Origin of the sequence: Aquirufa antheringensis, from assembly GCF_004307425.1 — a bacterium.
Lineage (GTDB): Bacteria > Bacteroidota > Bacteroidia > Cytophagales > Spirosomataceae > Aquirufa > Aquirufa antheringensis.
This window is the reverse complement of the sequence record NZ_SEWZ01000004.1, coordinates 13,608-40,094: the sequence shown is the minus strand read 5'-3', so window position 1 is coordinate 40,094 and position 26,487 is coordinate 13,608. Positions and strand designations below refer to the sequence as shown.

General features: G+C 41.3%; 20 protein-coding genes. 16 read left to right on the top strand and 4 right to left on the bottom strand.

Annotation, left to right across the window (positions count from 1 at the left end):
• Positions 1-40 precede the first annotated feature (40 nt).
• Complete coding sequence (locus EWU21_RS08745; RefSeq protein WP_130896952.1) at positions 41-847, top strand: SDR family oxidoreductase; 807 nt, start codon at positions 41-43, stop codon at positions 845-847.
• A gap of 60 nt (positions 848-907) precedes the next feature.
• Here EWU21_RS08745 and EWU21_RS08740 read toward each other — a convergent pair whose 3' ends face one another.
• Positions 908-1,294 carry a cyclic nucleotide-binding domain-containing protein gene (locus EWU21_RS08740; protein ID WP_130896582.1) on the bottom strand — a complete coding sequence of 129 codons (387 nt, stop codon included), beginning with the start codon at positions 1,292-1,294 and terminating at the stop codon, positions 908-910.
• 124 nt (positions 1,295-1,418) lie between these two features.
• Here EWU21_RS08740 and EWU21_RS08735 point away from each other — a divergent pair, with 124 nt between their 5' ends.
• From EWU21_RS08735 to EWU21_RS08695, 9 genes are read left to right on the top strand one after another with little or no spacing between them, the layout of a single operon-like run.
• Positions 1,419-3,842 carry a heavy metal translocating P-type ATPase gene (locus EWU21_RS08735; RefSeq protein ID WP_130896581.1) on the top strand — a complete coding sequence of 808 codons (2,424 nt, stop codon included), beginning with the start codon at positions 1,419-1,421 and terminating at the stop codon, positions 3,840-3,842.
• Between the two features lie 57 nt (positions 3,843-3,899).
• The gene (gene ccoS / locus EWU21_RS08730) at positions 3,900-4,055 is read left to right on the top strand and encodes a cbb3-type cytochrome oxidase assembly protein CcoS (RefSeq protein WP_130896580.1); all 156 of its coding nucleotides are present in this window, start codon (positions 3,900-3,902) and stop codon (positions 4,053-4,055) included.
• Entirely contained in the window at positions 4,052-6,178 is a 2,127-nt protein-coding gene (gene ccoN / locus EWU21_RS08725; RefSeq protein ID WP_130896579.1) for a cytochrome-c oxidase, cbb3-type subunit I, read from the top strand. Before ccoS ends, ccoN begins: the two co-directional genes overlap by 4 nt.
• A 4-nt stretch (positions 6,179-6,182) precedes the next feature.
• Positions 6,183-6,371 carry a hypothetical protein gene (locus tag EWU21_RS08720; RefSeq protein ID WP_130896578.1) on the top strand — a complete coding sequence of 63 codons (189 nt, stop codon included), beginning with the start codon at positions 6,183-6,185 and terminating at the stop codon, positions 6,369-6,371.
• 4 nt (positions 6,372-6,375) lie between these two features.
• The gene (locus EWU21_RS08715) at positions 6,376-7,119 is read left to right on the top strand and encodes a cbb3-type cytochrome c oxidase N-terminal domain-containing protein (RefSeq protein ID WP_130896577.1); all 744 of its coding nucleotides are present in this window, start codon (positions 6,376-6,378) and stop codon (positions 7,117-7,119) included.
• Positions 7,120-7,122: 3 nt separating this feature from the next.
• Entirely contained in the window at positions 7,123-7,335 is a 213-nt protein-coding gene (locus EWU21_RS08710) for a YgaP family membrane protein (RefSeq protein WP_130896576.1), read from the top strand.
• Positions 7,336-7,370: 35 nt separating this feature from the next.
• The gene (ccoG, locus tag EWU21_RS08705) at positions 7,371-8,753 is read left to right on the top strand and encodes a cytochrome c oxidase accessory protein CcoG (protein WP_130896574.1); all 1,383 of its coding nucleotides are present in this window, start codon (positions 7,371-7,373) and stop codon (positions 8,751-8,753) included.
• An 8-nt stretch (positions 8,754-8,761) separates the two neighbouring features.
• A complete protein-coding gene (locus tag EWU21_RS08700) occupies positions 8,762-9,208 on the top strand; it encodes a FixH family protein (RefSeq protein WP_130896572.1) in 447 nt (148 codons plus the stop codon).
• A complete protein-coding gene (locus EWU21_RS08695) occupies positions 9,208-9,873 on the top strand; it encodes a sulfite exporter TauE/SafE family protein (protein WP_130896570.1) in 666 nt (221 codons plus the stop codon). The genes EWU21_RS08700 and EWU21_RS08695 overlap by 1 nt, the downstream gene beginning before the upstream one ends.
• Here EWU21_RS08695 and EWU21_RS08690 read toward each other — a convergent pair.
• The 3 genes from EWU21_RS08690 to EWU21_RS08680 are packed head-to-tail and all read right to left on the bottom strand — an operon-like array spanning position 9,863 to position 14,272.
• Complete coding sequence (locus tag EWU21_RS08690) at positions 9,863-10,918, bottom strand: response regulator (protein WP_130896568.1); 1,056 nt, start codon at positions 10,916-10,918, stop codon at positions 9,863-9,865. The genes EWU21_RS08695 and EWU21_RS08690 overlap by 11 nt on opposite strands.
• Positions 10,919-10,922: 4 nt before the next feature.
• Positions 10,923-12,128 (bottom strand): PAS domain-containing sensor histidine kinase, encoded by a 1,206-nt coding sequence (locus EWU21_RS08685; RefSeq protein ID WP_130896566.1) that lies wholly within the window; start codon positions 12,126-12,128, stop codon positions 10,923-10,925.
• Positions 12,129-12,160: 32 nt separating this feature from the next.
• Positions 12,161-14,272, bottom strand: coding sequence for a penicillin acylase family protein (locus EWU21_RS08680; RefSeq protein WP_130896564.1), 2,112 nt, complete (start codon positions 14,270-14,272; stop codon positions 12,161-12,163).
• 102 nt (positions 14,273-14,374) lie between these two features.
• Between EWU21_RS08680 and EWU21_RS08675 the strand changes: the two genes are divergently transcribed.
• The 6 genes from EWU21_RS08675 to EWU21_RS08650 are packed head-to-tail and all read left to right on the top strand — an operon-like array spanning position 14,375 to position 26,481.
• The gene (locus tag EWU21_RS08675) at positions 14,375-16,774 is read left to right on the top strand and encodes a TonB-dependent receptor family protein (RefSeq protein ID WP_130896562.1); all 2,400 of its coding nucleotides are present in this window, start codon (positions 14,375-14,377) and stop codon (positions 16,772-16,774) included.
• Positions 16,775-16,782: 8 nt separating this feature from the next.
• Positions 16,783-20,136, top strand: coding sequence for a HEAT repeat domain-containing protein (locus EWU21_RS08670; RefSeq protein WP_130896560.1), 3,354 nt, complete (start codon positions 16,783-16,785; stop codon positions 20,134-20,136).
• 16 nt (positions 20,137-20,152) lie between these two features.
• Positions 20,153-20,500, top strand: coding sequence for a hypothetical protein (locus EWU21_RS08665; RefSeq protein ID WP_130896558.1), 348 nt, complete (start codon positions 20,153-20,155; stop codon positions 20,498-20,500).
• A gap of 48 nt (positions 20,501-20,548) precedes the next feature.
• On the top strand, positions 20,549-23,029 hold the full coding sequence (locus EWU21_RS08660; RefSeq protein WP_130896556.1) for a YbcC family protein: 2,481 nt from the start codon (positions 20,549-20,551) through the stop codon (positions 23,027-23,029).
• Positions 23,030-23,036: 7 nt separating this feature from the next.
• Positions 23,037-24,902 carry a proton-conducting transporter transmembrane domain-containing protein gene (locus EWU21_RS08655; protein WP_130896554.1) on the top strand — a complete coding sequence of 622 codons (1,866 nt, stop codon included), beginning with the start codon at positions 23,037-23,039 and terminating at the stop codon, positions 24,900-24,902.
• A 1-nt stretch (position 24,903) separates the two neighbouring features.
• A complete protein-coding gene (locus EWU21_RS08650) occupies positions 24,904-26,481 on the top strand; it encodes a SulP family inorganic anion transporter (protein WP_130896552.1) in 1,578 nt (525 codons plus the stop codon).
• Positions 26,482-26,487: the final 6 nt, after the last annotated feature.

The following is a 26,487-nucleotide window of genomic DNA, read 5'->3' as shown; positions in this document are numbered from 1 at the left end:
TTCAAGATAAAACCTTAACTTCGCGATGAAATTAATTCACATGAAGAATCAAGTAGTTATCATCACGGGAGCTAGTTCTGGAATCGGAAAAGCGTTAGCCTTTGAATACGGCAGAAAAGGAGCTCAAATCGTCATCACGGGTAGAAATGAGCAGAATCTATTGGCTGCAGAAGCGGAATTACAGGAAGCAGGCATAGCTGCCAAAGGCATCGTCTGCGACTCAGCCTCTGAGGAACAAACACGTGCCATGGTAGATCAGGTGATGCACCTGTTTGGCAGAATTGATCTGCTAATCAATAACGCAGGAATCTCCATGCGATCGATGTTTGAAACGGTCGACCTCAAGGTATTGAAACAAGTGATGGACATTAATTTCTGGGGAACAGTTTACGCCACACACGCGGCATTACCCCATATAAAAGCCGCAAAAGGTGGAATAATAGGTATATCTTCTATCGCAGGTTACCGCGGACTTCCCGTCAGAACAGGGTATTCTGCCTCCAAATTCGCGATGAATGGTTTCTTAGAAGCCTTGAGAACAGAGTTATTAGAAACGGGTGTTCATGTCTTAATTGCTTGCCCCGGATTCACTGCTTCGAATATTAGAGCAGCCTCTTTAAACAGTGAGGGGAAAGTGACAGGTGATTCCATGCGGGATGAGGGAGAAATGATGTCTGCTGAAGAAGTGGCTAAACGCATTGCTGAGGCTTATGAATCTAAGAAGAAGACGTTAGTACTCACTTTCCAAGGTAAATTAACCGTATTCCTAAATAAATGGATGAATGGATTTTTGGACAAAATGGTCTACAATACCCTGAAAAAGGAAAAGGATAGTCCCTTAAAATAAAGCTCCCTTCCGCTAAAAGCAAAAGGGAGCCAAAACCCAATTAAATACCACTCTAATCATTTATACCGTAGCATAATTCAATTGAACCTTCTGTAAGAGTTCATTGAATTCCGCTTTTTTATACTCAAAATAGGGAAGGGCTAAATCGAATTCATCGATTAATTGTTTAAAATACTTCCGTTCAAAAACCAAAAATTGTGAATAACTCGAAGTCATCGCAGCATACACATGCTTTTTCTCTTCGATTGCTTCCTCAATTCCAATAAAAACACCTTTCCGATCGATGGTCACAAAGCCAGCCGGTCCTTCTAACACGAGGCTGCCTTCTTGCAGGTAAAATACAAATTCTGCTTTTTGGCCTTGACGAAATAAATATTCATCAGGCAAATAGCGGAGTTCGATTCCACTAGCTAACACTTTTCGTTCCGTATCTGAAAAATTGTTCATGGGCTTAAATAATAAGGCGAAAGTACAGGGATAAACGTTCCCAATACCTGATATTCATCAGTTTTGAACGTGTTATTTATCACGATAATCAACAGCGAAACTCCGGAAATTTGAACATTCCATTATGAGTATACACACAGAGATTCTTGAAGAGGTAATTTGCTATCATTGCGGAGATGAATGCCCTGAGACACCCATCATTCATCAGGATAAGACTTTTTGTTGCCACGGCTGCGAACAAGTATATGAATTACTAAATGAAAATCACCTCGACGCCTACTATTCATGTGACCTAAATCCAGGTATTTCACCTACAGACAAGAATTTTGATTTCCTTAACAACAAGGCCTTTAGAGATCGATTAATCACTTTTTCAAATGCTGATTTTTCCAAAGTCAGCTTCCATTTACCAGCTATTCACTGCCGATCTTGCTTGTATTTATTAGAGAATCTGCAAAAGGTAAATCCGCAGATTATTAAAACGAGTCTTAATTTTGGCAAGAAAGATCTGACAGTTTGGTTTAAAGAAGATCAACTTAATTTAGGTGCCTTAGCCACCTTGATAGCAAGCTTAGGGTATGAACCGCATATCTCGAATGCGGAAGAAAGACCACAAAATAAGGATCAAAAAAAGCTATTTCTTAAGCTCGGAATCGCCGGTTTTTGCGCAGGAAATGCGATGCTTTTTAGCTTTCCGGAGTATTTAGGGATTGATGATGGCTCTCTTCAGGCTTTATTTGGTTACTTGAATCTTGCTTTGGGTAGCGTGGCCGTATTCTATTCCGGTTCGGACTATTTTAGCCAGGTCTATGCGCACCTCAAATTGCGCAAAATGACCATTGAATTACCCATTTTACTAGGTATTCTGGTAGGATATGGTCGCAGTGTATTTGAAATTTTATCGCATACGGGTGCTGGCTATATCGATTCCGTTTCTGGCCTGATATTCTTCTTATTAATAGGGAAGTGGTTCCAGCAGAAATCCTTTGATTTCCTCTCGTTTGAACGCAATTATAAAGCCTATTTTCCCTTAGTCGTTACTAGAATGGCGAATGGAAAAGAAGAAATAGCTCCTCTTGAAGAAATTCAGGTGGGGGACCGCTTGTTAATCCGCAATCAAGAAATCATTCCAGCAGACGCCTATTTATTAAAGGGCCAAAGTCAAATGGACTACAGCTTCGTCACCGGCGAGAGTGAATTAATTCCAATTCAAGCGGGTCAATCCATCTATGCAGGCGGAAAACACCTAGGAGAGTCTATCGAAATTCAATTAAGCAAAGAATTAAACCAAAGCCACTTAACACAGCTTTGGGAGCAACAAGCTTTTAAAGACCCGCACCACAAGACGGAAAACTGGGAAAACTTTGCGAATAAAGTGGGGATGTATTTCACCGGGATACTGTTAAGTCTAGCCACCGCTGCGGGTATTTATTGGTATAATGTAGATCCAAGCCGTTGGTCTAATGCGGTAGTGAGCATTCTAGTGATTGCCTGCCCGTGTGCTTTGGCCGTTTCATATCCCTTTGCTCTCGGACACGGTATTCGCTGGCTAGCTAAATTCCACTTTTTCGTAAAAGATATTCAAACATTCGAACGAATGGCCCAAGTAGACACTTTGGTTTTTGACAAAACAGGAACGCTAACTTTGCAAAGTCAACAAGAACCTAGCGTTCATTTTAACCGTGAAGTAACAGACAAGGAATGGAACGCGATCTATTCCTTGGTTTATCAATCCACGCATCCACTTTCAAAACAAGCCAAAAAATTCTTGCAACAGCGAAGCTTGATTGCCTTTTCTGAATTTAAAGAACATAGCGGAAAGGGACTTGAAGCTACATTTGATGACTTATTTGTCCAAATCGGAAGCGCTAAATACACCTTGAATAAACTCGATTTACCAGAGGGATTTATCAGCTCAGAAACACGCTTATTTGTTTCAATCAACCAAGAGCCCATCGGATTTATAGAATTTCCTTGGGAAAATAGACCTGGTATAGAAGCCATGTTACATAGCTTAAGACATCAATACGAAGTCCATTTGATTTCAGGGGACAAAAAAGAACACGCGGCTCACTTGTTGGATTGGTTTGAAGATCAAAATCACGTGAAATTTGAGTGCAGTCCACTGGACAAAATGGAGTATATCCAAGCACTTCAAAAACAAGGAAAAATCGTGGCCATGATTGGGGATGGTCTAAATGATGCAGGGGCTTTAAAACAGGCAGCCGTAGGTATTGCCGTTTCAGATGACCACCTACATTTTACCCCGTCGTCTGATGCCATCTTAAAAGGATCGGAGTTGCCTCACCTTGGCGAGTTCTTAAACTACTCTAAATTTGGCCTTCAATTGATCAAAGCAAGTTTCCTTCTTTCGCTCGTATACAATGGATTTGGATTAAGCTATGCGATTCAGGGGAATTTATATCCTTTGATAGCAGCCATATTGATGCCCATTAATTCCATCAGTATGTTAGTGATAGCCACTTGGGGAATGAATTGGAAAGGGCAAGCACTAAACCGTTTTAAAATCAGATTAAAAGCTGAGTAAAGTCAGGTTTTGCGAAGGGCTTTGTCCCGAAATTGCAACAAATAAAATGGGTAGGCCATGGAAATAATGTACCTAATGATCGGATTAAGCCTTTTTATGGCGATCGGATTTGTAATTGCCTTTGTTTGGTCTGTTAAAACGGGACAACAAGAGGATTTAATTACTCCAGCCATGCGCATTTTACAAGAAGACGAAAAAAACACGAATCTATGAGCACAAAAACTACCTCATTAGAGCAATTTTATTACGATAATAAAATTGTTCGAAATTTTTCCTTGGCAACCATTCTTTGGGGGGTAATCGGGATGACAGTAGGTGTCATTATTGCCACTCAACTTTTTGCTCCCTCGTGGAATTTAACTCAATACGGAACCTTTGGGCGTCTTCGTCCTTTGCATACCAATGCCGTCATTTTCGCATTCGTGGGAAATGCCATTTTTGCTGGCGTTTATTATTCGTTGCAGCGTCTTTTAAAAGCACGTATGTACAGTGATTTCTTATCTAATTTCCATTTTTGGGGTTGGCAATTAATCATTGTAGCTGCTGCGATTACTTTGCCACTAGGTATCACCACTTCACATGAATATGCCGAATTAGAATGGCCATTGGATATAGCGATTACGTTAGTGTGGGTTGCTTTTGGCATTAATATGTTCGGTACCATCTTTAAAAGAAGAGAACGTCACCTATATGTGGCGATTTGGTTCTATATCGCGACCTTTATTACGGTCGCGGTGTTGCACTTAACGAACTCCGTTCAATTACCGATCTCCTTTACTAAATCGTATTATGTCTATGCCGGCGTTCAAGATGCCTTAATTCAATGGTGGTACGGCCACAATGCAGTGGCGTTTTTCTTAACGACTCCGTTCTTAGGAATGATGTATTATTTCTTGCCAAAAATGGCGAATCGTCCGGTCTATTCTTATCGACTTTCCATTCTACACTTCTGGGCCTTGATCTTTATCTACATTTGGGCGGGGCCTCACCACTTATTGTATTCTTCCTTGCCAGATTGGGCTCAATCGTTAGGGGTTGTTTTCTCCATCATGCTTATTGCTCCCTCTTGGGGTGGAATGATTAATGGTCTATTGACTTTACGCGGTGCTTGGGATCAAGTACGGGAGAATACGCTATTGAAATTCATGGTAGTAGGGATCACATCCTATGGCATGGCTACTTTTGAAGGTCCTATGCTATCGTTAAAAAATATTAACGCGATTGCCCACTTTACGGACTGGATCGTGGCGCACGTACACGTAGGAGCTTTAGGCTGGAATGGATTCTTAACCTTTGCGATGTTGTATTGGTTAGTTCCCCGGATCTTCCAAACCACTGTTTATTCAGAGAAATTAGTTAAAACCCACTTCTGGATCGGAACGATTGGTATCGCTTTTTATGCCATCCCGATGTACATCTCCGGTTTTACACAGGGGATGATGTGGAAGCAATTTACTGCAGAGGGCACCTTGCAATACGGTAACTTTTTAGATACAACTTTACAATTATTACCCATGCACATGATGCGCGCTTTAGGGGGGACTCTTTATTTAACAGGAGCGGTGTTAATGGCCTACAACTTGTTCAAAACGATGAAACAAGGCACTTTATTGGCCAATGAGAAAGCAGAAGCGGCTCCATTAGCCATCATCGAAGAGAAACACGAAAGTGATGGACACTGGCATCGTTGGATTGAAAAACGCCCTATCCAGTTATTAGTGGCTTCTTTAGTGATGATTTTAGTAGGATCTTTGGTCGAATTACTTCCTACGTTTATGGTCAAATCGAATGTTCCTACCATCGAATCAGTTAAACCGTACACATCCTTAGAATTAGAGGGTAGAGATATCTATATCCGGGAAGGTTGTGTCAGTTGTCACTCTCAGCTGGTACGTCCATTCAGAAGTGAGACGGAACGCTATGGGGAATTCTCTAAATCAGGGGAGTTTGTGTATGATCATCCCTTCCTATGGGGATCTAAACGTACTGGACCAGATTTGCACAGAGAAGGAGGGAAATACCCCGATTCCTGGCACTACCACCACATGAGAGAGCCGAGCAGTATGTCTCCAGGTTCAATTATGCCTAACTACGCTTGGCTTTTAGAACAAACAGTAAACACTTCTGCAACCCAGGATAAGTTAGCCGCCATGAAAAAACTGGGCGTTCCTTATTCAACAGATGAGATTACAAATGCTGTTAAAGACTTGAATACGCAGGCTAAAGCCATCCAATTAAATTTAGCAGCGGAAAAAATTAAGGTAAGCCAAGACAAGGAGATTATTGCATTGATTGCTTACTTACAACGATTAGGTACGGACATTTCTAAAAAATAGACCTATGTTTAAACAGTTTATAGCTAACATTCCAGGAGCAGATAATTATATGATTTTCTCGCTACTCACTTTTTTTACCTTCTTTGTTCTAGTAGGCATCTACTTGATTTGGATGGACAAAAAGCACCTCGTTGAAATGGAGCATATGCCCTTTAACGATGGAAATACCTTATCTGAGAACTCAAAATCTTAAAATTATGTCAGTTTCTGTTATTGAAATTTGGTTAGTCAGTATGATCCTAGTGACTGGGGTTGTTATTTTAATCGTAACGTTACAATTGCACGTGGCCCTAAAAAAATGGGCTGAACAGGCAGCACCGGAACCCGCTGAAAAGCAATCCTGGTGGGAGGGATTCTCAGGTTTGAAACCATTGGAAAAAGAAAAAGAGCTTCTAATGGAACACAAATACGATGATATCGCAGAATTAGACAATCCTACACCGCCCTGGTTCATGTATTTATTCTATTTATCAATCCTTTTTGCTGTCATTTATGGCTTGTATTACCATGTCTATTTAGATGGAAATATTCAAGAAACGGAGTACAAAAACGAAGTTACCATTGCGGAAAAAGCAAGAGAGGAATACCTGAAGAAGTTCGCAAACTCGGTGAATGAAGATAATGTCACGGTGGTAAAAGAGGCTAAAGATTTAACAGAAGGATCACAAATTTATTCCACAAATTGCGTAGCTTGTCATGGTGATAAGGGGCAAGGGGGCGTGGGACCTAACTTAACGGATAAGTTTTGGATTCACGGTGGAGATGTAAAGGGTTTATTTAAAACGATTACCCACGGTATTCCTGAGAAAGGAATGATAGCCTGGAATAAAACATTAAATCCCTTACAAATTCAGAAAGTTGCGTCTTACATTCTAACGCTTCAAGGGACGAATCCTCCTGGAGCAAAAGAACCACAAGGAACAGAAACTAAAACACCTTAAATTATGAAAAAAAACGTAGGTAAAATGGATCGCATTTTTCGATTAGCGATCGCCGTGAGCTTATCGATTCTGGCCTATGCTCGAATCATTCCAGCCAATCTTGCTTTAACAGTATACATTGTAGCTGCTATCATTGCCCTAACGGGAATTGTCAGAGTGTGTTTATTGTATAAACCCTTTGGAATAAGTACCTGCCGAGAAAAATCTCCATTTTAATGTAAAAGGGGTCCGGCAACGGACCCTCTTTTTTTATGTCACAATTCAATTTAGATAATGATGATTACCGGGACCATCTGTACAACCAGACAAAGGACGGTAAACGACTTTGGATCTTTCCGGGTCGCATTATCGGTCAATTTTATCGATTAAGAACGTATTTCTCCTACTTGTTATTAACACTTTTGTTCGGCTTACCTTGGCTCGAGTATAAGGGGAATCCCATTTTTCTCTTTAACGTCTTAGAACGGAAATTTATCTTTTGGGGTGTTCCCTTTTTTCCGCAAGATTTTCATTTAGTCGCTTTAGGATTAGTGGCATTTCTCTTATTTGTGAGTCTATTTACCGTACTCTTTGGTCGCATTTGGTGCGGTTGGGCATGCCCTCAAACCATTTTCATGGAAATGCTATTCAGGAAAATTGAATACTGGATAGAAGGAGATGATAAGGCCCAAAGAAAACTGGCAGAATCCCCTTGGAACACCGAAAAAATGGTAAAAAGAGGCACAAAGCATAGCTTATTCGTGTTGTTATCTTTTGCCATTGCGAATACCTTCTTAATGTACCTCATCAGCAAAAAAGAATGGTTAAAATTAGTGACAGAGCCACCTTTAGATCACGTAGTAGGCTTAATCGCCATTCTTATTTTCACAGCGGTATTTTACTTTGTTTTTGCTCGATTCAGAGAGATGGTGTGTATGGTCATTTGTCCTTATGGCCGTCTGCAAGGCGTATTATTAGATAATAATTCCATTCTGGTTCAATATGATCATAAGAGGGGAGAACCGCGCGGAAAAGGAGAAGATAAAGGAGCGTGTATTGATTGCCATTGGTGCGTGCGTGTTTGTCCTACCGGGATTGATATTAGAAATGGAAGTAACCAATTAGAATGTATTGGTTGCACAGCTTGTATTGATGCGTGTGATATGGTCATGGAGAAAACCCATCAGCCTACCGGATTAATTCGCTATGATTCGTTGAACGGAGTAAATTCTGGACAAAAACTGAAATTCACCTGGCGTATCGGTGCTTATAGCACGGTTTTGGCATTAATTGTCGCGGGTTTAACGTATATGTTGGTGACACGCACTCATTTTGAAACGACACTGCTGCGCACACCAGGAATGATTTTCCAGGTCGATGAAAAAACCCAAGAGGTAAGTAATTTGTACCAAATCAAATTATTAAATAAATCGATGGATAAACAGGAGTTCTCTGTCAAGGCTCCGGACGCATTTAACATAGTATGGGTAGGAAAACCCCTACTACAAATTGAAGCTGGTAAATTAGCTAAAAGTGAATTTTTCCTTCGGGTAAAAATAGGCAAATGGAAAAGTAGAGAGAAGGTTCCTGTTACCATAATTGAAAAAGGGGGTGATGAAGAAACCATAAAGACAAGTTTTATACAACCTGAATAAAAATCAAAATGACTAAATTTTCATTTAATTGGGGTCATGGCATTATTGTCACCTTTATACTTTTTGGGGCTTTTATGGCTTATTTCTATGTGAATATGTCGAAAGAAAATATCGAATTAGTAGGTAAAAACTATTATGCAGATGGTCAGGCATTTCAGCAAAAAATCAATGAGCGAGAGCAAACGGAGGCTTTAAAGGCTAAGGCCAGCTTGGAGTTTTCATCAGATTTTCAACAAGCCAAAATTCAGTTTCCGAATTCAGTAGCTACAGGCATTTTAGTTTTTTATCGTCCATCTAATGCAAGTCAAGATAAAACACTCCGCGTTTCGGCTGATTCGGCCGGACTAGCCTTCATCACAACGCCCTTTTTAGTAAAAGGCCCCTGGAATGTGAGCTTAAGCTGGAAGAAGGACGGCAAAAGCTACATCGAAGAGAAGCGCATTCAAGTTCCCTAATGTATACCTGGTATTATACCTTTCTGATCGGACTAGCCGGAAGCTGGCATTGCTTTGCCATGTGCGGACCCATCGTCTCCCAAATCAATGCGCGAGGACATTCGCCAGCGAGACTATTTTTGTATCCTTTGGGGAGAATAGTGATGTATGGAATCTTAGGTTATTTCGTGGCAGGAATTGGCTCTATTTGGTTATTTCCATCGCTCTGGTCCTATTATTATCTGATAGCCGGGGTATTCATTGTACTCATTCTTAGCCAAAACATAGGAGAGGGGCCGCTCGCTTTTTTACATCAATCCATTGGGAAAAAATTACAAAAAATAGGGGCAACCATGGGGCCCTTTGGCTATTTTTTTTTAGGAATGGCCAATGGTTTATTGCCTTGCGGACTCGTGGTGGCAGGGTTAAGTGTGGCCTTAATTCAACCTCAACCTATCTTAGGATCCATGTCTATGGTTTCCTTAGGCATTGCGACATTGCCAGCCTTACAGCTATACATTTGGGGTACAGCTAAATTAAAGAAACAGCTGATTTTCCAATACTTGGGCTGGTTAGTCGCTGGAATTCTTTTATTTAGAGGAGCTTGGGGAATCGGGATGGCTTATTCAGACTATTTAGCTCACTCGACTTTGAGTCCTATCATCTGTCACCCCTTTAGTATTTAAGTTTTGCGAGACCCGCGATGTTTTTCAAAGTCATTTCGCCTCCTTTCACATCCAAGTACCCCTCTTTCTTAAAGTCACTCAAGGTACGAATGACGGATTCGGTGGCTGTTCCTACGCGAGAGGCTAGATCCTCTCTGGAAAGCTTGATGATTAAAGGTTCCGAGGTATTCGAGCCATAAGTTTCTGCTAATTCGACTAAGACCATAGCAACGCGCATACGCAGACTTTGATAAGCCATTTCAACTAGTAACTTTTCATTCTTTAACAAATAGCTGGTTAAGGCTTTTCTAAAGAAGACTTCCAAATGAATATTTTCTTTTAGTCTTTGCTGGAAATCGACAGCGGATACACTAATAATTTGAGATTCTTCCAAGGCTTCCGCACTTTCGCGGTAGGCCTGGTTTTCTAAGATGTCAACAAAGCCGAAAAATTCCCCTTCTTGTATAAAAGAAGTAATGAAATACTTGCCATCTTTATTGGTGTGGTAGGTTTTCACTTTTCCTTTGGCCAAATAATACAACCGAATCGGATGATCGCCTTCCGCATAAATGACTTGCTTTTTTGCATGCGTTTGCGTCTTCTTCTCACCAGTCCAAGTAGTTAAATCTAAAAATGCCAAAGCTTCGTGCACTGCTTTCAAATCCGAAACCGATTCTAAAACCGGTGTCTGCGTTTTTGATTTTTTCAAACGAGCCTCAATGGCTTTTAATAATTCCACTTCTTGGAAGGGTTTCGTCAAATAATCATCCGCACCCATTTCCATCCCCTTGCGCATATCGGCACGATCGGTTTTAGCCGTTAGAAATATGAAAGGAATGGACGATAATTCTGTCTGACTGGAGAAAACCTGCAAAACGCCAAATCCATCTAAATTAGGCATCATGATATCACAAATCACTAAATCAGGATTCCAAGAACGCGCTAAACGCACACCTTCCAAACCATCCGAAGCCGTTTCGACTGTGAATCCAGATAATTCCAATAGCTCTGCGGTGTTCTCTCGAATATCCACACTATCCTCAATAATTAGTATGCGCTTGCTCATCCTGTTAATTCAGAGGTAACTGAATTCGTAGTTCAGTCCCTTTATTTAATTCACTTTTAATTTCTACTTTGCCACCTAATAAACGCATATAACGATCTACCAAGTGCAATCCTAATCCCGTTCCTTGAATAACGGTCGCATTTCCACCTCTGAAGAAACGTTCGAATAAATGCTTTTGGTCCTCCTCACTAATACCAATACCTTGATCAATAATGGCTAAGGTAACCGATTTCTCTTGTGGAATGACACGTAGCACCACCTCTTTCTGTGAAAATTTTAGTGCATTCGAAAGTCCATTGAAAATGACTTTTCGCAGAATCGAAGCATCTTGCACGCAAGTGTAATCTCCCTCTAATTCCAAGCGAATAGCTTGCTGATAAGTACTAAAATCAGATATAATATCTAGTAAAAAGTGTCTCACACTAAATTCAGAGGGATGAATTTCTAATTTTCCATCCTCCAGTTTTCCGACAGACAAAAACTCTTCTAATATCTCCGTTAAATGACTAACAGATGACTTAATCCGATTAATATGCTGTTCCCTTTTAGGCTGATCTTCTTCCTTTGTATATTTTTCAATCAACGTAGCAGACCCCAAAATGGAGGTTAATGGCGTTCTAAATTCATGAGACGCCATTGAGACAAAGCGTGTTTTCAAATCCCCTAAGACTTTCTCCTTCTCTAAAGAGATTTCCAATTCTTTCGCATTCACCTCTAATTTGTCCAAGGTATTTTGAAGAGCTTGTGTTCTAGCTGCCACTTCTTGCTCTAAGGTTTCGTTTAATTGGTTAATCTGCTGATTCTTTAAAATCAATTCCATCTCCACTTTTCGCTTTAAAGTCACATCACTTACGAAGGCGATATAATGCATGCTATCGCTCGCTTTAAAGTGACTTAAGGAGATTTCGATGGGGAATAAGGAACCGTCCTTTCTTTTCGCTTTTAAGTCAAGACCTATTCCCATGGGACGAGAAATGGGTTTTTCATGTCCTAAATTTTCCAAATGACCATGGTGACGCTCTTTCAAATGATTAGGAATTAACAAGGATATGTTTTCTCCTATTAACTCAGACGATTCGTAACCAAAAAGTTTATCTGCAAAACGATTAGAAAGAATCATTTCAAATCGCGAATTCGTCACAATAATCCCGATAGCCGCCTCTTGAAAAATGGCTTCAAACTCGAATCCGGCTTGTATTTGATTAGGCATTTGACTGAAATTTGATATAAATATACCCTTTTTTAAGGATGATAGGAAGCAACCGCATGCTTCAAGACATCACTTTTATAAAAATAAATAGCCTTAAATTTTCCTTCGGCATACATTTGACCTTGATCGAAGAAATGCGGGGAAGTCGGATCACCATTTTGACCACCTGCTAACAGGGAATAGGCCTTTATTTTAGGGCCAAATTCTACCGCCGCAATAAAACTATTGCCATTCACCCCATACCATTTTTTCGAACCTTGAATCGATCGACTCGTATAAGAGGGTAGTTGGCCCCAAGCGGAAGAGGTAAAGGGTACGGGAATACTCGCTTTCGAATCATCCATTTGTAGGGCATCACCATTTGAAACGCGTTGAAAACGATTCAGATCTCCCCAAGCAACGCGCCAAGTGCCAAAATCCCTCTTCAACTCCGCCAAAACTTCTCTTAATGCCTGAACCATTGCTAACTTCGAACCGGTTCTCGCATAGCTTTCCATATTCTGAACAACCTCCGTTTCTCCTCCAAATTGCTTGGGCTTAGGAATTTTAGGCATTATTTTTAGCCCCCATAGAATGGCGATGGTTTGGGCGATTGAACTCGTCGAAGCAGTATAATCCCATTTTTTCAATTCCTCAACCACCTCTCCCAAATCCGATTCTTGACTTGCCGCATTTACAAGTGCTGGCAATAAAGTTTCGAAAGCCATCAAACGTCGATCGTAACCTAATCCAATCAGACCCTGCAAATCCAATTTACCCGTCTGAGAGAATAAACGTACCGCATTTCGATCACGGAAATTTTCCCCATCTGGCGCCATATAAACGGGATAATTAGTGCGAAGCGGACTCGAAGTTCCTGAAACGGTGAAAGGCGTTGAATTGCAATTTTGAATCCATCCAGAGGTAGGATTGTATACGTGAACGATTTCGTCAACAGAATGAAGTCCTTTCCAATCGATTTGGCTAGAAGAGCCATCCTGAGGCACGCCCCAGTCCTTAGTAGCGTCTCTACGCGGAACGTAATTCCCGTGCCAGTAAGCGATATTACCTTTATTATCAGCATAAACCGTATTATTCGAGGTATTCGCCCTCATGTCCATCACTCGTTTATAATCTTCCAAACCTTTCGTTTTTGTGCGAAGCCAGCTTTGCATTAAACTCTTGCGAGCTCTGTTATAGGAGCGAACCGAGATCCATTTGCCATTTCTTGCCGCTAAAACGGGACCTCGGTGGTTAAAATAGGCCTTGATTTTACGTGATCCTAAAGTGATTATTTTCGTTTGAAAAGGAATCCATTTGCCATCTAAAAGGTATTCCATCTGTCCGTTCCGCGAGCGTGTTGTCTCTACATAGGCATCCGCCACATCGACTTCAGAGGAGGTATGCATCCAACCATTGTACGGATTAAATCCTTGATAGACAAAGAATTGCCCCCAAGTCACCGCTCCATACACCGATAAACCTTCTTCACTTTCTACGTGTACTTCGGGACGAAAATAAAAGGTCACGTGCGGATTAATATAAAGTAAAGAATGACCGGATTTAGAGAGGGAAGGGCCTACTGCGAAGCCATTCGAACCCGTTAATTTTTCGTCTGGAGTTTGGTATTTCACACTAGCGACTTGAGCTGGTAAACCATAAAACAAGGCTGTTTCTTGTTCAGTCACATCTCCCGTAGAAATGGCTCCAATGGATCCATCGGTCCATAATAGGGGATACCAAGGCTCAAAATGGGTTAATAATTTAGGTTTTACTTCCGGATGCTTTTGTAAATAATAATTGATTCCGTCGGCGTACGCGTTCAAAAGTTTTTTAAGCCATACAGGGGAGGTTTTGTATTCTGCTTTGGCTTCCGACTCATCTATTAAAAGCTTGATGTAGAGATCATACGCTAATTCCTTTTCCCCTTTTACTTCAGACATTCGTCCTAATTTCTCGATGTAATTCATCTCCACTCGGGCGAAATCATCCTCGCACTGGGCATACATCAATCCAAAAACAGCGTCAGCATCCGTTTTACCATAAATATGAGGAATACCCCATTCGTCTCGGTGGATTGTTACGCGTTTAGATTGATCCGTGTACGGATTTGCCAGCGATATCGAAGAAATGAATAATAGAACAAGGGGAAATATTTTTTTCATAGCTTTTTGATGAGATATAAAAATAGAAAAAAATCGGGTCAGGAGGGTATAAACAATGTAAAATTGTCTTTCTATCTTACAAGAATATTCTAAACCTCTCCTATGAAAATCGTTCGGCTTCTTCCGATACTACTCTTATTGTGCGTTTCCAGCCTTTTTGCACAGTCTAAAATCAAGATTCAAGGGGAAGTGAATGTCCCTTTCTCCAGCATTCGTCTTTTTAAAGGTACTTCACTAGTGACCGGAACGATCGGGAATGAAAAGGGAAAATTCACGATGGAAGTCGCGCCTGGGGTGTATGATCTTTTAGTTGAAAGCATTGGATATGAGGCTTTAAAGATGACAAATCAATCTTTTGCTTCTTCTACAAACCTCGGTATAATCACAGTAAAAGAAAGTAATCAGACGTTGAATGAAGTGGTAGTGAAGGGCCAAAAAGCCTCCATGGAACTCAACCTCGATAAACGCATCTTTAATGTGGGTACAGATTTAGCGAATAAGGGAGCCACGGCATCCGAAATTTTAGGTAACTTACCTTCCATTCAAGTAGATCCAGAAGGGGCGATTAAGCTACGTGGAAGTGATAATGTCCGTATTTTGATTGATGGAAAACCCTCTACTTTAGCTGGAATCAATGGATCTTCTGGATTACAATCCTTGCAAGGTAACCTCATCGATAAAGTGGAGATCATCACAAATCCATCCGCGCGATATGAGGCGGAGGGAATGGCTGGAATCATCAATATCGTGCTGAAAAAAAACCAAAACCAAGGTTTCAACGGCGCCATAGAAACGACGACGGGGTATCCGGAGAATTTTGGAGGAACAGCCATCGTCAATTACCGAAAAAACAAATTCAACTTCTTTATTAACTATGGCGTTTTCTACCGCAGAACGCCCGGCAGAGGAAGTATTTACCAAGAAGTTTATACAGGTAAGCAGACCAATATTTTAGAGCAACGTTCTCAAAACAATGTTACCGGCCTCGTAAATAACGTAAGAGGAGGAGCCGATTATTTCTTCAATGATAAAACCATTTTAACGGCTTCCTACATCTTCAGACGTACAGATGTACAGCGCATTACCGACTTTAATTACCTGGATTACCGAGGTAATGTCTTCAATTTGTACAGTGATACCTACCGCCAACAGGATGAAAAAGAAGCGGAACCGAATGGGGAATATGCCCTTACTTTCAAGAAAAGTTTTGCGAAAAAAGGCAAAGAATTTAGTGCCGATTTGCGCTACTTAGATTATTGGGAGCGATCGGATCAGACCTACACCCAAAACGGAAAGAAAGCCGATGGATCCGTTTTTCCTGAACTTTCTAAGGTACAAAAGGCCTTAAACGACGAATTCGAACGCCAATGGATTCTACAAGCTGATTATGTTAATCCAATCGGTAAAGACGCTAAAATTGAAATGGGTGTTCGGACTAGTTTCAGAAATATGATCAACGATTATATTGTGACCGAACAACAGCCGTCCGGCATTTTTACCATCATCCCCGGTTTAAGAAACGTGTTTAATTACAAAGAAAATATCTCTGCGGCTTATGTCATTTTTGGCAATAAAATGAAGCAATTCTCCTATCAATTCGGGTTAAGAGCTGAGACCACCGATATCCAAACTGAATTGGAGCAAACAGGGGAGAAGAACCCTCGAAATTATGCAAATTTGTTTCCTAGTGCCCATTTTACCTATACTATTACTCCGGACAATTCTTTTCAATTAAGTTATTCCAGACGCGTTAGAAGGCCTACTTACAATGATTTGAGCCCCTTTGTCACCTTCTCAGATAACCGAAATTTCTTCTCCGGAAACCCCAATTTGAATCCGGAATTTACCAATTCATTTGATTTAGGAAACGTACGGTACTTTGATAAGGGAAGTGTTAGCTCGTCCCTTTATTACCGCCATACTTTGGGAAAAATCGACCGATTCAGATCCGTAGACACCTCTGGTTTTGCCAAAACACTACCCGTTAATTTAAGTGATCAACAATCAATGGGAATTGAAATTGCGAGTTCTTACACGTTCACGAAAGCCTATAAAGCGGATCTAAGTATCAATGCTTTCAGAGCAATAACCGATGCGACTAACATCAATGCTGCTTTTAAAAGTGATACGTATTCATGGTTTGTTCGCCATAGTTCCCGCATTAAACTAGGTGCGGTCGATTTTCAAGTGAGAGCAAATTACGAAGCGCCTCAACAAACCCCTCAAGGAACGCGCGGGTATATCGCGTGGGCTGATTTCTCTGCTTCTAAAGATATTTTACAAGGAAACGGGACACTAAGTTTGAGTATTTTAGATTTATTTAGCTCTCGAATTAATCGATACGAGTCCCGTTTCTTAGAACCTACAGATGGTTCTGGTTTTTACACCCGAGGAGAATCGCAAGGCCGATTAACATCCCTAAATTTAACTTTTAATTACCGATTTAAAACAACTAAACAGGCTGCCAAACAACGCCGCAGCTTAATGGACGAAGAAAATTAATCACACCAATGAAAAGAATCATCCTACTTTCTTGCTCCGCTTTAGCGCTTTTTTCTTGTAGCAAACAAGGCAAAGACGACACCTACAAGATTATTTACGAAGACCAAACGAAGGTAGCCGAAAATGCGAAAGCCATCAAAGACAAACAACCTATCAAGCTCATTCCTGGACTCAAAATAGATTTATGGGCATCCGATTCCTTGCTACAAGATCCCGTTGCCATCGCAGTGGATGACAAAGGAGCCATCTTCGTCAATAGCACGAATCGAAATAAGGCCTCTGAATTTGACATAAGAGGTCACCGCGATTGGATGACTGAATCTATAGGTTTCCAAACAGTCGAGGATCGTCGTGCCTTTTTACGCCGCACATTTGCTCCAGAGAACTCCGCTAAAAATACGTGGCTACCAGATATGAATGGCGATGGATCACACGATTGGTTAGATTTAAAAGTGGAAAAAGAAGAAATCTACAAAGTGGAAGACCTGAATGGGGATGGCTATGCAGATCAATCCACGCGCGTTTTTAACGGATTTAACGAAGAAGTAACGGATGTAGCGGGAGGTTTATTAGTGCGGAAGAAAGATGCTTTTGTGGCCATTGGTCCTGATTTAATGCGATTAAAACACAAGGGAGGACAATGGATGAATCCAGAATCGATTTCGACGGGATATGCTGTTCACATTGGTTTTGGTGGACATGGGATGTCAGGTGTTACGGAAGGCCCAGACGGCAAAATCTATTGGCAAATTGGGGATATTGGAGCAAATATTACGGCCAAAGATGGCAAACAATACAAAAATCCCAATTCTGGAGTCATCGTACGTTCGAATCCAGATGGTTCAGAATTCGAAGTCTATGCGAGCGGCTTGCGTAACACGCATGAATTCGTTTTTGATAACTATGGTAATTTAATCAGTTCCGATAACGATGGAGATCATCCAGGCGAAAGTGAGCGTTTAGTGCACGTAGTGGAAGGTTCTGATGCCGGCTGGCGCTCAAACTGGCAGTATGGAAAGTATACGGATCCTCGTAACAACCAATACAAGGTTTGGATGGATGAGAAACTGTATGTTCCTCGTTGGGAAGGTCAAGCAGCCTATATTATTCCTCCGATTCGCAATTTTCACAACGGTCCTACGGGGATGCTTTGGAACCCAGGAACGGCTTTAGGAAAGCGCTGGACGAATAAATTCTTCTTGGTGGAGTTTGTGGGTAACGCGAATATGTCCCATATCTGGTCCTTTGACTTAAAGCCCAAAGGGGCTTCTTTTGACTTCAAATCAGAAGAAGATGTGGTGAAAGGTATTTTGCCTACCGGCATTCGTTTCGGTCCTGAGGGAGCATTATACGCGTCTGATTGGATCTTTGGATGGGATACCAAGAACTATGGTCGCATCTGGAAAATTGATGTAGATGAGAAAGAGAATGATTTGAAAGCGGAACGCGAGCAAACGAAGCAGTATATCCAGCAGGATTATGCGAAACAAAGTTTGACGCAATTGTATGACTTGTTATTCTACGCAGATCAACGTGTTCGTTTGAAGGCTCAATATGAATTAGCGGAGAGAAAGGCAAGCGCTATTTTCGTTAAAGCCGTTCAACAAAAAGAGAATCAGTTAGCTCGCGTACACGGAATTTGGGGATTAGGCCAAATCAAGGCAGCAACTGCTATTCAGCCACTTTTAGCGGATACAGACGAGGAAATCGTCGCGCAAGCGGCAAAAGCCTTGGGGGATATTTTCGATGCATCTGCTTCTGATCAATTAATCCCTTTAGTGGCATCGACTAACCCGCGTGTTTCTTTCTTTGCGGCACAGGCTTTAGGTCGCATTCGTTCTGAGAAAGCCATTCCTACCTTATTGAAATTAATCGAAACAAACGCGGACAAAGATCTGTATTTGCGTCATGCAGCGGTTTTAGCCATTAGCAGAATAGGGCAGGCAGAACCGATGTTAGCTTTGCAAAATTCGCCAAATCGTTCGTTGCGTATTGCGGCGGTATTAGTGTTACGTCGTTTAGCTCATCCAGGAATTGCGGGATTCCTACAAGATTCGGATGAATACATCGTGGCGGAAGCGGCGAGAGCAATTAACGATGATGAATCTATTCCGGCTGCTTTGCCAGCTTTAGCGGCAACCTTAGCGGATTCACGTTTCACGTCAGAAGTAATCATTCGAAGAGCCATCAATGCATGTTTACGTGTGGGATCGGCGAAAGAGATTGATCTATTGATTGCCTATTCGGAAAGAACAGGAATCCCTGAGGCATTGCGTGCGGAAGCGATCGCGACCTTAGGTTCCTGGGCAAATCCATCCGTGATGGACCGAGTGGATGGACGCCACAGAGGTGCTTTGGAAAGAAATCCTTCCGATGTGATTGCGCGTATACAGCCTAAAATCCCGGGATTCTTCGCTTCAGAAAATCCAGACGTTTTAATCGCAACGGCTAAATTAGTAGCAGAGTTACAATTGAAATCATTCACGGAGATTGAGATCAACCTTTTCAAAAATCATCCTAATGCGAAGGTAAGGGCAGCTTTATTAAGTTCTTTGGCAGAACTTCAAACACCTCAGCTAGGCTCGATCTTAGAAAAAGGTATCAGCGATGAGGACAAAATCGTCCGCGGAATCGCCTTAAGCAATTTGAACAAAATTGAACTAAGCGCAACAGAATTACCCGCTATTACCAAACCAATTTTCGAAAAAGGATCGCTTACCGAGCAGCAATCGCTATTGCAAAGTATGGCCAAAATGAAGCCGGCTAACACATCTGCCATTTTAGCCGATTTGATTCAAAGAATGGTCGATAATCAATTGCCGTCTGGGATTAAATTAGACCTAATGGAGGCTGTAGAGGCAAGTAATGAAGAGAAATTAGTGGCTAAATTAGATGCCCTTAAAGTAAAAGGAACACTAACTGACGAATTCAAAGAAGCCTTGTATGGCGGTTCTGTGGCGGATGGACGTAATATCTTTAATTATAATTCAACCGTCCAATGCGTACGCTGTCATATTGTAGGTGGGGAAGGAACAAACGTAGGCCCTAATTTAAAGGGTGTTGCTTCTCGATTAACGAGAGAGCAACTTTTACAGGCTCTGATCGAGCCGAGTGCGCGCATTTCTCCAGGTTATGGTACTACGAATTTTGTCTTGACAGATGGACAAGAAGTTTCAGGTTCCATTATTTCTGAAACGGATGAACTGGTGCAATTAAAAACGAACGATGCGGAACCTTTGCGCATTCCTGTAACGCGTATTAAATCAAGAGAAAACTTGCCATCAGGAATGCCTCCAATGGGTTCTTTGATGAGTAAAAGAGAAATTAGAGATGTGGTGGAATACTTATCATCCCTAAAATAAGCGTATATTTGACCTAATGAAGCTAAACAAAATATACTTATTGTTCATCTCACTCTTGTTTTTGACGTCTATGGCGTCGAAAGGACAAGTGGACGGGGTGCAAGCTTCCATTCAAAAAGAAAAATCACAACAAATCCATAAAACCGAGTCATCTGACTATGGTTTTATGGATTTTTTATTCGAAGAGGATACTACGGAGAATGAGGACGATAATTTATTTATTCCTTTTAATTTATATAAAGTCTCTTCGCTATTTTCACCTGTAGATTTCTCCATTTCTAGAACAAAAACAGGTTTTCCCACTAAGGCATTCGCCTTCTTTAAAACACCTATTTTCTTGACTTTCAGAAATATTAGACTGTAAAAAAGCCTACGATACTATCGTATTTTTTACATTTTAATTTATTTGAATATGCCAACCTCATTTGATGAGCATCAGGTGATTCATGAACTGAAGCACTTTTTGCCAGCACAAGCTCCATTAATGGACTTTGTGCACCACAATACCTTGCATGCATTCCAAAACCTAGCGTTTCACGAAGCATTAGCCACCGCGCATGTTAAACTTGGATATCAGGTTTATTTCCCATTAGAGAACTTTCGTTCGATGTATCAGGAAGGGCGAATCTCGGATGATGTTTTAGAACGCGTTCTAGTACAGAAAAAAGGAAATGCGGAAGCCTGGAAGGGTAAATTACTCTTTGGTGAATATCCTACCGTTGAACCTGGACGAGTGGGAGCTTTACGGGGTATTTGGAAAAGTACCTACGGAATTGACTTAGATTCCTTAGTACATCCTACCTTATTTCGAATCATTGGTAGCTTTTTAGACCAAGGTATTTCCATCTGGAATTTCCCTTTAAACGGCAAATCCTTTTTAGAAGCGATTCGCACACTAGAAAGCACCAGTTTTGCGAGTATGTTCTATCGTAAGGAAACGAAAAAACTCTTATTGGATCCTGAATTGAGTATAACGGACTTGCTTAAGAAAGTTGTGGGGGATAAGGAAGAACTGTATGAGCAGTATTTATACGATCAACAGTTTTCTCACCAGGGATGGTCAGGAATGGTTTCTACCGTAGAGGATTTACCTCAGACCTTATTGGATACACGTCTGATTAAGTTAGAAGACTTAATTCTATTTGAATTATTGTTAGAGTTTGATGCGCTGAACTACAAGTTAGACCAATCCTGGTCTCCAATTGGCCATTTCGCGACAGAGAAAATTATCCCCTTGCATGATCCGATTGCTTATTCGGAGAAGTTGGACGTTGTGAGCCTTTGGCAAGAAGCTTTTGAATGGACCTATTATGACCAGGTTTTAAAAGGCTTGCAGATGGAAAAGGTGGACTCCATTCAACCGCATGCGAAAAGTTTTCAGGCGATGTTTTGCATTGATGACCGGGAATGTTCGTTTAGACGTCATTTGGAGGCATTAGATCCAGCCTGTGATACCTATGGAACCCCGGGATTCTTTTCTGTGGAGTTTTTCTATCAGCCGGTAGGAGGTAAATTTTATACCAAACTTTGTCCCGCTCCAGTTACCCCTAACTTCTTAATCAAAGAGGAGGGAAGCGAGAAAAAGTCAGGAACTGATCTCCATTTCTCGAAGCACAGCCATAATTTCTATACGGGTTGGTTATTTAGCCAAACACTTGGATTTTGGTCTGCTGCCAAGCTTTTCGTAAACCTATTCAAACCGTCGATGAGTCCTGCGACTGCCTCTTCATTGAAGCACGTGGATAAATTTTCGACCATTCGGGTGGATTACCAAGCGATTGAAAATGGGCTTCAAGTAGGCTTCCATATCGAAGAAATGGCGGTAAGAGTCGAAAGCTTATTGAAGAGCATTGGACTTGTGGATAATTTTGCCCCTATCGTTTATGTGATCGGTCACGGAGCAAGTTCGGTGAATAATCCACATTACGCGGCCTATGATTGTGGTGCATGCTCTGGACGTGCGGGTTCAGTTAATGCGCGGGTGATCAGCCAAATGGCCAATAAACCGGAGGTTCGAGCGATACTGAGAGAAAAAGGGATTCACATTCCGGAAACAACGGTATTCGTGGGAGGTTTACGTGACACGACTCGCGATGATGTCGTTTTCTACGATGAACAAATCACCTATGCAGATTATAAAATCAAGCACGCGGAACACGTAAAATTGTTTGAAAAGGCTTTAAATAATAATGCCAAAGAACGTTCAAGACGCTTTGAATCCATCAACACCTCTGCGAGAGCAAGCGACATACACGAGAAAATCAGAACCCGTTCCGTTTCCATTTTTGAACCGCGTCCAGAACTAAATCACGCAACAAATGCCTTGTGCATCGTGGGTCGAAGAGAATTATCGAAAGGGGTTTTCTTAGATCGCCGTTCGTTCTTGAACTCCTTTGATTACCGCGTAGATCTCGATGGAACGTATTTATTCAATATTTTGAAAGCGGCTGCGCCTGTGTGCGGCGGGATCAATTTAGAATATTACTTCTCTAGAGTGGATGGCGAGAAATTAGGCGCAGGAACGAAGTTACCGCACAATGTGATGGGACTTTTTGGGGTGGCCAATGGAATCGATGGTGATTTAAGACCCGGTTTACCGGCTCAGATGACCGAAGTGCACGACCCGGTTCGTTTGTTGTTGATCGTGGAGCACTTCCCTGAAATTGTATTGAAAACTATTCAAAAGGCCGAAGAAACCTATGAATGGTTCATCAATGACTGGGTGAAACTCGTGTCGATTAATCCAGAAACGAAAGAGTTATTTGTATTTGAAAAAGGGGAGTTTAAGCCTTATGAACCGCTAACAAAGGATATCCAAGAGATTGATAATTTGGATGAATTATTAGCGTCATCGCAAGAAAATTTCCCTGTGTATCTACTCAATCAAAATTAATCCAACCATGAATTTAACCCTCCATTTATTTATCTGGGTGCCTATTTTCGGCTTTTTGGTGAGTTTAATTTTACCCAAAAAGAACGAGACACTCATTTCTGTTACGGCCTTTAGCACCTTAGCGATTCAATTAAGTCTCGCGACTGGATTCATCGCTTATTGGCTTTTTAGAGGCGCTAAGACGATACAAATCAATGACCTAATCCTCTTTAAAAACGAGGAATATGTCTTCCAAATTGATTTTCTATTCGACAAAATAACAGCAGTCTATTTGCTTGTGGGAGCCATATTAACCTTTATGGTGACCTTGTATTCTCGCTATTATTTACACCGCGAAGCGGGGTATAAGCGCTTTTTTAACACCACGCTCTTTTTCTATGTGGGTTATTGTGTGACAACGCTTTCTGGCAATTTAGAGACACTATTCATCGGATGGGAAATTCTAGGAATTTCGTCTTTCCTACTGATTTCATTCTACCGCGAACGTTATTTGCCGGTGAAGAATGCGGTGAAAGTATTTTCTATTTACCGGATTGGGGATGTGGGCATTATTTTAGCGATGTGGGCGAGTCATCATTTATGGGGCCAAAACATCACGTTTTTCCAATTGAATAATGCTGAATTGGTTCACGAGCATTTGCAAACTCACAGTATCATCGGGGTATTTATATCGCTGATGTTTTTACTGTCTGCCACTGCTAAATCAGCTCAATTGCCTTTTTCGTCCTGGTTACCACGTGCAATGGAAGGTCCTACACCGTCTTCTGCCATTTTTTATGGTTCTCTTTCGGTGCATATCGGGGTCTTTTTGATGCTAAGAACGTTTCCTTTTTGGGAGAATCAGACGTCTGTGCGAATACTAATAGCAGCATTAGGCCTATTGACGGCTTTAGTGGCTACGGGAATTGCCCGAGTTCAATCATCGGTGAAAAGTCAGATTGCCTATGCCTCCATTGCGCAAATAGGTTTGATCTTCATCGAAGTTTCGCTTGGGTTTGAAAAATTAGCCTTGTTCCATTTCGCGGGTAATGCGTTCCTACGAACTTATCAATTATTGGTTTCGCCATCCGTGGTTTCCTATTTGATCAGAGAACAATTCTACCACTTCGAGCCACGGTCTAGTTCGATTGAGCGCTTATTGCCTATAAAATTGCGCAATACCTTATACGTACTTTGCTTGAAGGAATGGAATTTAGATTCGATGTTGTACCAATACCTTTGGAATCCAATGAAATGGGCAGGCAACAAATTGAATTTCTTGAATGGAAAACGGTTGATGGCCTATTTTGTACCGGCTTTTGGCATCAGTTATTACCTGATCAACGAAAACCAAATGAATGTAACTGCCTTGCACTGGCTACCCGTATTTTTTGCAGGAATTGGCTTAGTGCTCGTATTTAAATCCTTTACACAACGCAGGAGTATTCGTTTAAGCTGGATTTTGGTAATCATGAACCATTTCTGGATTGCCTTAGCCATTTCATTAAATGAGAAATTTGATTCATTCGAGTCAGTGCTCTATTTAAGTGGAATTATGGTAGCTGGGCTTATTGGATACCTTTGCTTGCAACGTTTATTCCAACAAGAAGGCAAAATGACCTTAAATCGTTTCCAAGGTTTATCTGAAAACCATCCTAAAATTGCCCTGATCTTTTTATTAGCGTGTTTAGGGCTTACCGGATTTCCGATAACACCCACTTTCATAGGAGAGGATTTAATCTTTTCACACATTCACGAAGATCAATTTTTACTCGCAGGCATCGTTTCACTTAGCTTTATCCTGGATGGATTAGCCGTGATCCGTATTTATGCCCGCATTTTTATGGGTCCTAATTATAGAACTCATGCCACATTTTCAAACAGATATTTTTAAGATGAAGAATATACCTAAAGACGGCCTAGCCGGATTAAAAGAGAACTATGCGTCAGACGCAGCCTCTGGATTTATTGTTTTTTTATTAGCGCTTCCTTTAAGTTTAGGGATTGCTAAAGCATCGGATTTCCCTCCGATTATGGGTTTACTTACCGCCATCATTGGGGGTATCGTTGTCAGTTTATTTAGTGGATCACGTTTAACCATAAAAGGACCTGCAGCTGGATTAATTGTGATTGTGGCGGGAGCTGTAGCTGAATTTGGCGGAGGAGAACAAGGCTGGCATTTAGCCCTAGGAGCGATGGTGATAGCGGGTTTAGTCCAAATCCTTTTCGGGGTATTCAAACTGGGCAAATTGATGGATTTCTTCCCCCTTTCTGCCGTACACGGTATGTTAGCAGCGATTGGATTAATCATCATAGGCAAGCAGATTCCAGTATTTTTAGACGTGAATCCAATCCTAGCCAAAGGAAAAGAACCTTTGGAATTATTCGCAGCCATACCTGAATTTATTGCGAATTGGGACCCCAAGGCTACTTTAATCGGTGCGATCAGCTTAATCATTATGATGGGATGGCCGTATATCAAGAACCCGCTAATTAAAAAAGTACCTGCCCCTTTAGTCGTTTTAGCAATCGCTATCCCCGCAGAATTATTGATGGATTTCCAAACAACAGAGCCCAAATACGCCCTTGTTCACATCGGTAATTTAGTGGATAATATTAAATTCAACGCCTCGTTTGAGGGTTTCGCTCAAACGGGAACTTTTATCAAGTTTGTGATTATGTTTGCCCTAGTGGGTACTTTGGAATCCCTTTTGACGGTAAAAGCCATGGATATGTTAGATCCCTACAAACGTAAATCAGATGCGAATAAAGATTTGATTGCCACCGGTATAGGGAATACATTGGTCGCGTTTTTAGGTGGTTTACCAATGATTTCAGAAGTAGCGCGTTCATCAGCTAATATCGCGAATGGGGCCAAAACACGTTGGGCAAACTTCTTCCACGGATTCTTTATTTTAGTATTCGTCTTATTAGCTGCTCATTTAATTGAGTTAATCCCGAATACAGCATTAGCAGCCATGTTAATTACAGTGGGTATCAAGTTAACCCACCCTAAAGAATTCATCCACACACTTGAAAAAGGAAAAGAGCAACTATTGATTTTCCTAGTGACGATCTTTTTCACTTTGGGGGTAGATTTATTGGTGGGAATTGGAGCCGGTATTTTGACCGAAATCTTAGTCAATTTATTTAACGGCAAGCCATTAAAAGCCATATTCAGCGCACCTACGGAGGTTTCATTCACGGATGACGCCTACCTTGTCGAGATTTCTGATGCTGCGGTATTCACAAATTACTTGGGAATCAAACGTAAACTAGAAGCCATTCCATCTGGATTCCATGTAACAATTGACCTTTCCAAAACGCATCTTGTCGATCACTCCGTCATGGAAAATTTCGAACACTTTAAACACGATTATGAACGTGGTGGTGGATCTGTGACTCTTATAGGGTTAGATTCACACAAATCGCTCTCAGGTCATAAGGCCGCCGCGATGAAACGGAAGAAATAGTCCGGA

What these genes read in the sequence shown, in the direction of transcription:
- EWU21_RS08710 (WP_130896576.1), top strand. Translation starts at nt 7,123, where the DNA reads ATGAAAAAAAACGTAGGTAAAATGGATCGCATTTTTCGATTAGCGATC.
- EWU21_RS08740 (WP_130896582.1), bottom strand. Translation starts at nt 1,294, where the DNA reads ATGAACAATTTTTCAGATACGGAACGAAAAGTGTTAGCTAGTGGAATC.
- EWU21_RS08745 (WP_130896952.1), top strand. Translation starts at nt 41, where the DNA reads ATGAAGAATCAAGTAGTTATCATCACGGGAGCTAGTTCTGGAATCGGA.
- ccoN (WP_130896579.1), top strand. Translation starts at nt 4,052, where the DNA reads ATGAGCACAAAAACTACCTCATTAGAGCAATTTTATTACGATAATAAA.
- EWU21_RS08665 (WP_130896558.1), top strand. Translation starts at nt 20,153, where the DNA reads ATGAAGCTAAACAAAATATACTTATTGTTCATCTCACTCTTGTTTTTG.
- EWU21_RS08670 (WP_130896560.1), top strand. Translation starts at nt 16,783, where the DNA reads ATGAAAAGAATCATCCTACTTTCTTGCTCCGCTTTAGCGCTTTTTTCT.
- ccoG (WP_130896574.1), top strand. Translation starts at nt 7,371, where the DNA reads ATGTCACAATTCAATTTAGATAATGATGATTACCGGGACCATCTGTAC.
- EWU21_RS08675 (WP_130896562.1), top strand. Translation starts at nt 14,375, where the DNA reads ATGAAAATCGTTCGGCTTCTTCCGATACTACTCTTATTGTGCGTTTCC.
- EWU21_RS08700 (WP_130896572.1), top strand. Translation starts at nt 8,762, where the DNA reads ATGACTAAATTTTCATTTAATTGGGGTCATGGCATTATTGTCACCTTT.
- EWU21_RS08685 (WP_130896566.1), bottom strand. Translation starts at nt 12,128, where the DNA reads ATGCCTAATCAAATACAAGCCGGATTCGAGTTTGAAGCCATTTTTCAA.
- EWU21_RS08735 (WP_130896581.1), top strand. Translation starts at nt 1,419, where the DNA reads ATGAGTATACACACAGAGATTCTTGAAGAGGTAATTTGCTATCATTGC.
- EWU21_RS08720 (WP_130896578.1), top strand. Translation starts at nt 6,183, where the DNA reads ATGTTTAAACAGTTTATAGCTAACATTCCAGGAGCAGATAATTATATG.
- EWU21_RS08655 (WP_130896554.1), top strand. Translation starts at nt 23,037, where the DNA reads ATGAATTTAACCCTCCATTTATTTATCTGGGTGCCTATTTTCGGCTTT.
- EWU21_RS08690 (WP_130896568.1), bottom strand. Translation starts at nt 10,918, where the DNA reads ATGAGCAAGCGCATACTAATTATTGAGGATAGTGTGGATATTCGAGAG.
- EWU21_RS08680 (WP_130896564.1), bottom strand. Translation starts at nt 14,272, where the DNA reads ATGAAAAAAATATTTCCCCTTGTTCTATTATTCATTTCTTCGATATCG.
- ccoS (WP_130896580.1), top strand. Translation starts at nt 3,900, where the DNA reads ATGGAAATAATGTACCTAATGATCGGATTAAGCCTTTTTATGGCGATC.
- EWU21_RS08715 (WP_130896577.1), top strand. Translation starts at nt 6,376, where the DNA reads ATGTCAGTTTCTGTTATTGAAATTTGGTTAGTCAGTATGATCCTAGTG.
- EWU21_RS08660 (WP_130896556.1), top strand. Translation starts at nt 20,549, where the DNA reads ATGCCAACCTCATTTGATGAGCATCAGGTGATTCATGAACTGAAGCAC.
- EWU21_RS08695 (WP_130896570.1), top strand. Translation starts at nt 9,208, where the DNA reads ATGTATACCTGGTATTATACCTTTCTGATCGGACTAGCCGGAAGCTGG.
- EWU21_RS08650 (WP_130896552.1), top strand. Translation starts at nt 24,904, where the DNA reads ATGAAGAATATACCTAAAGACGGCCTAGCCGGATTAAAAGAGAACTAT.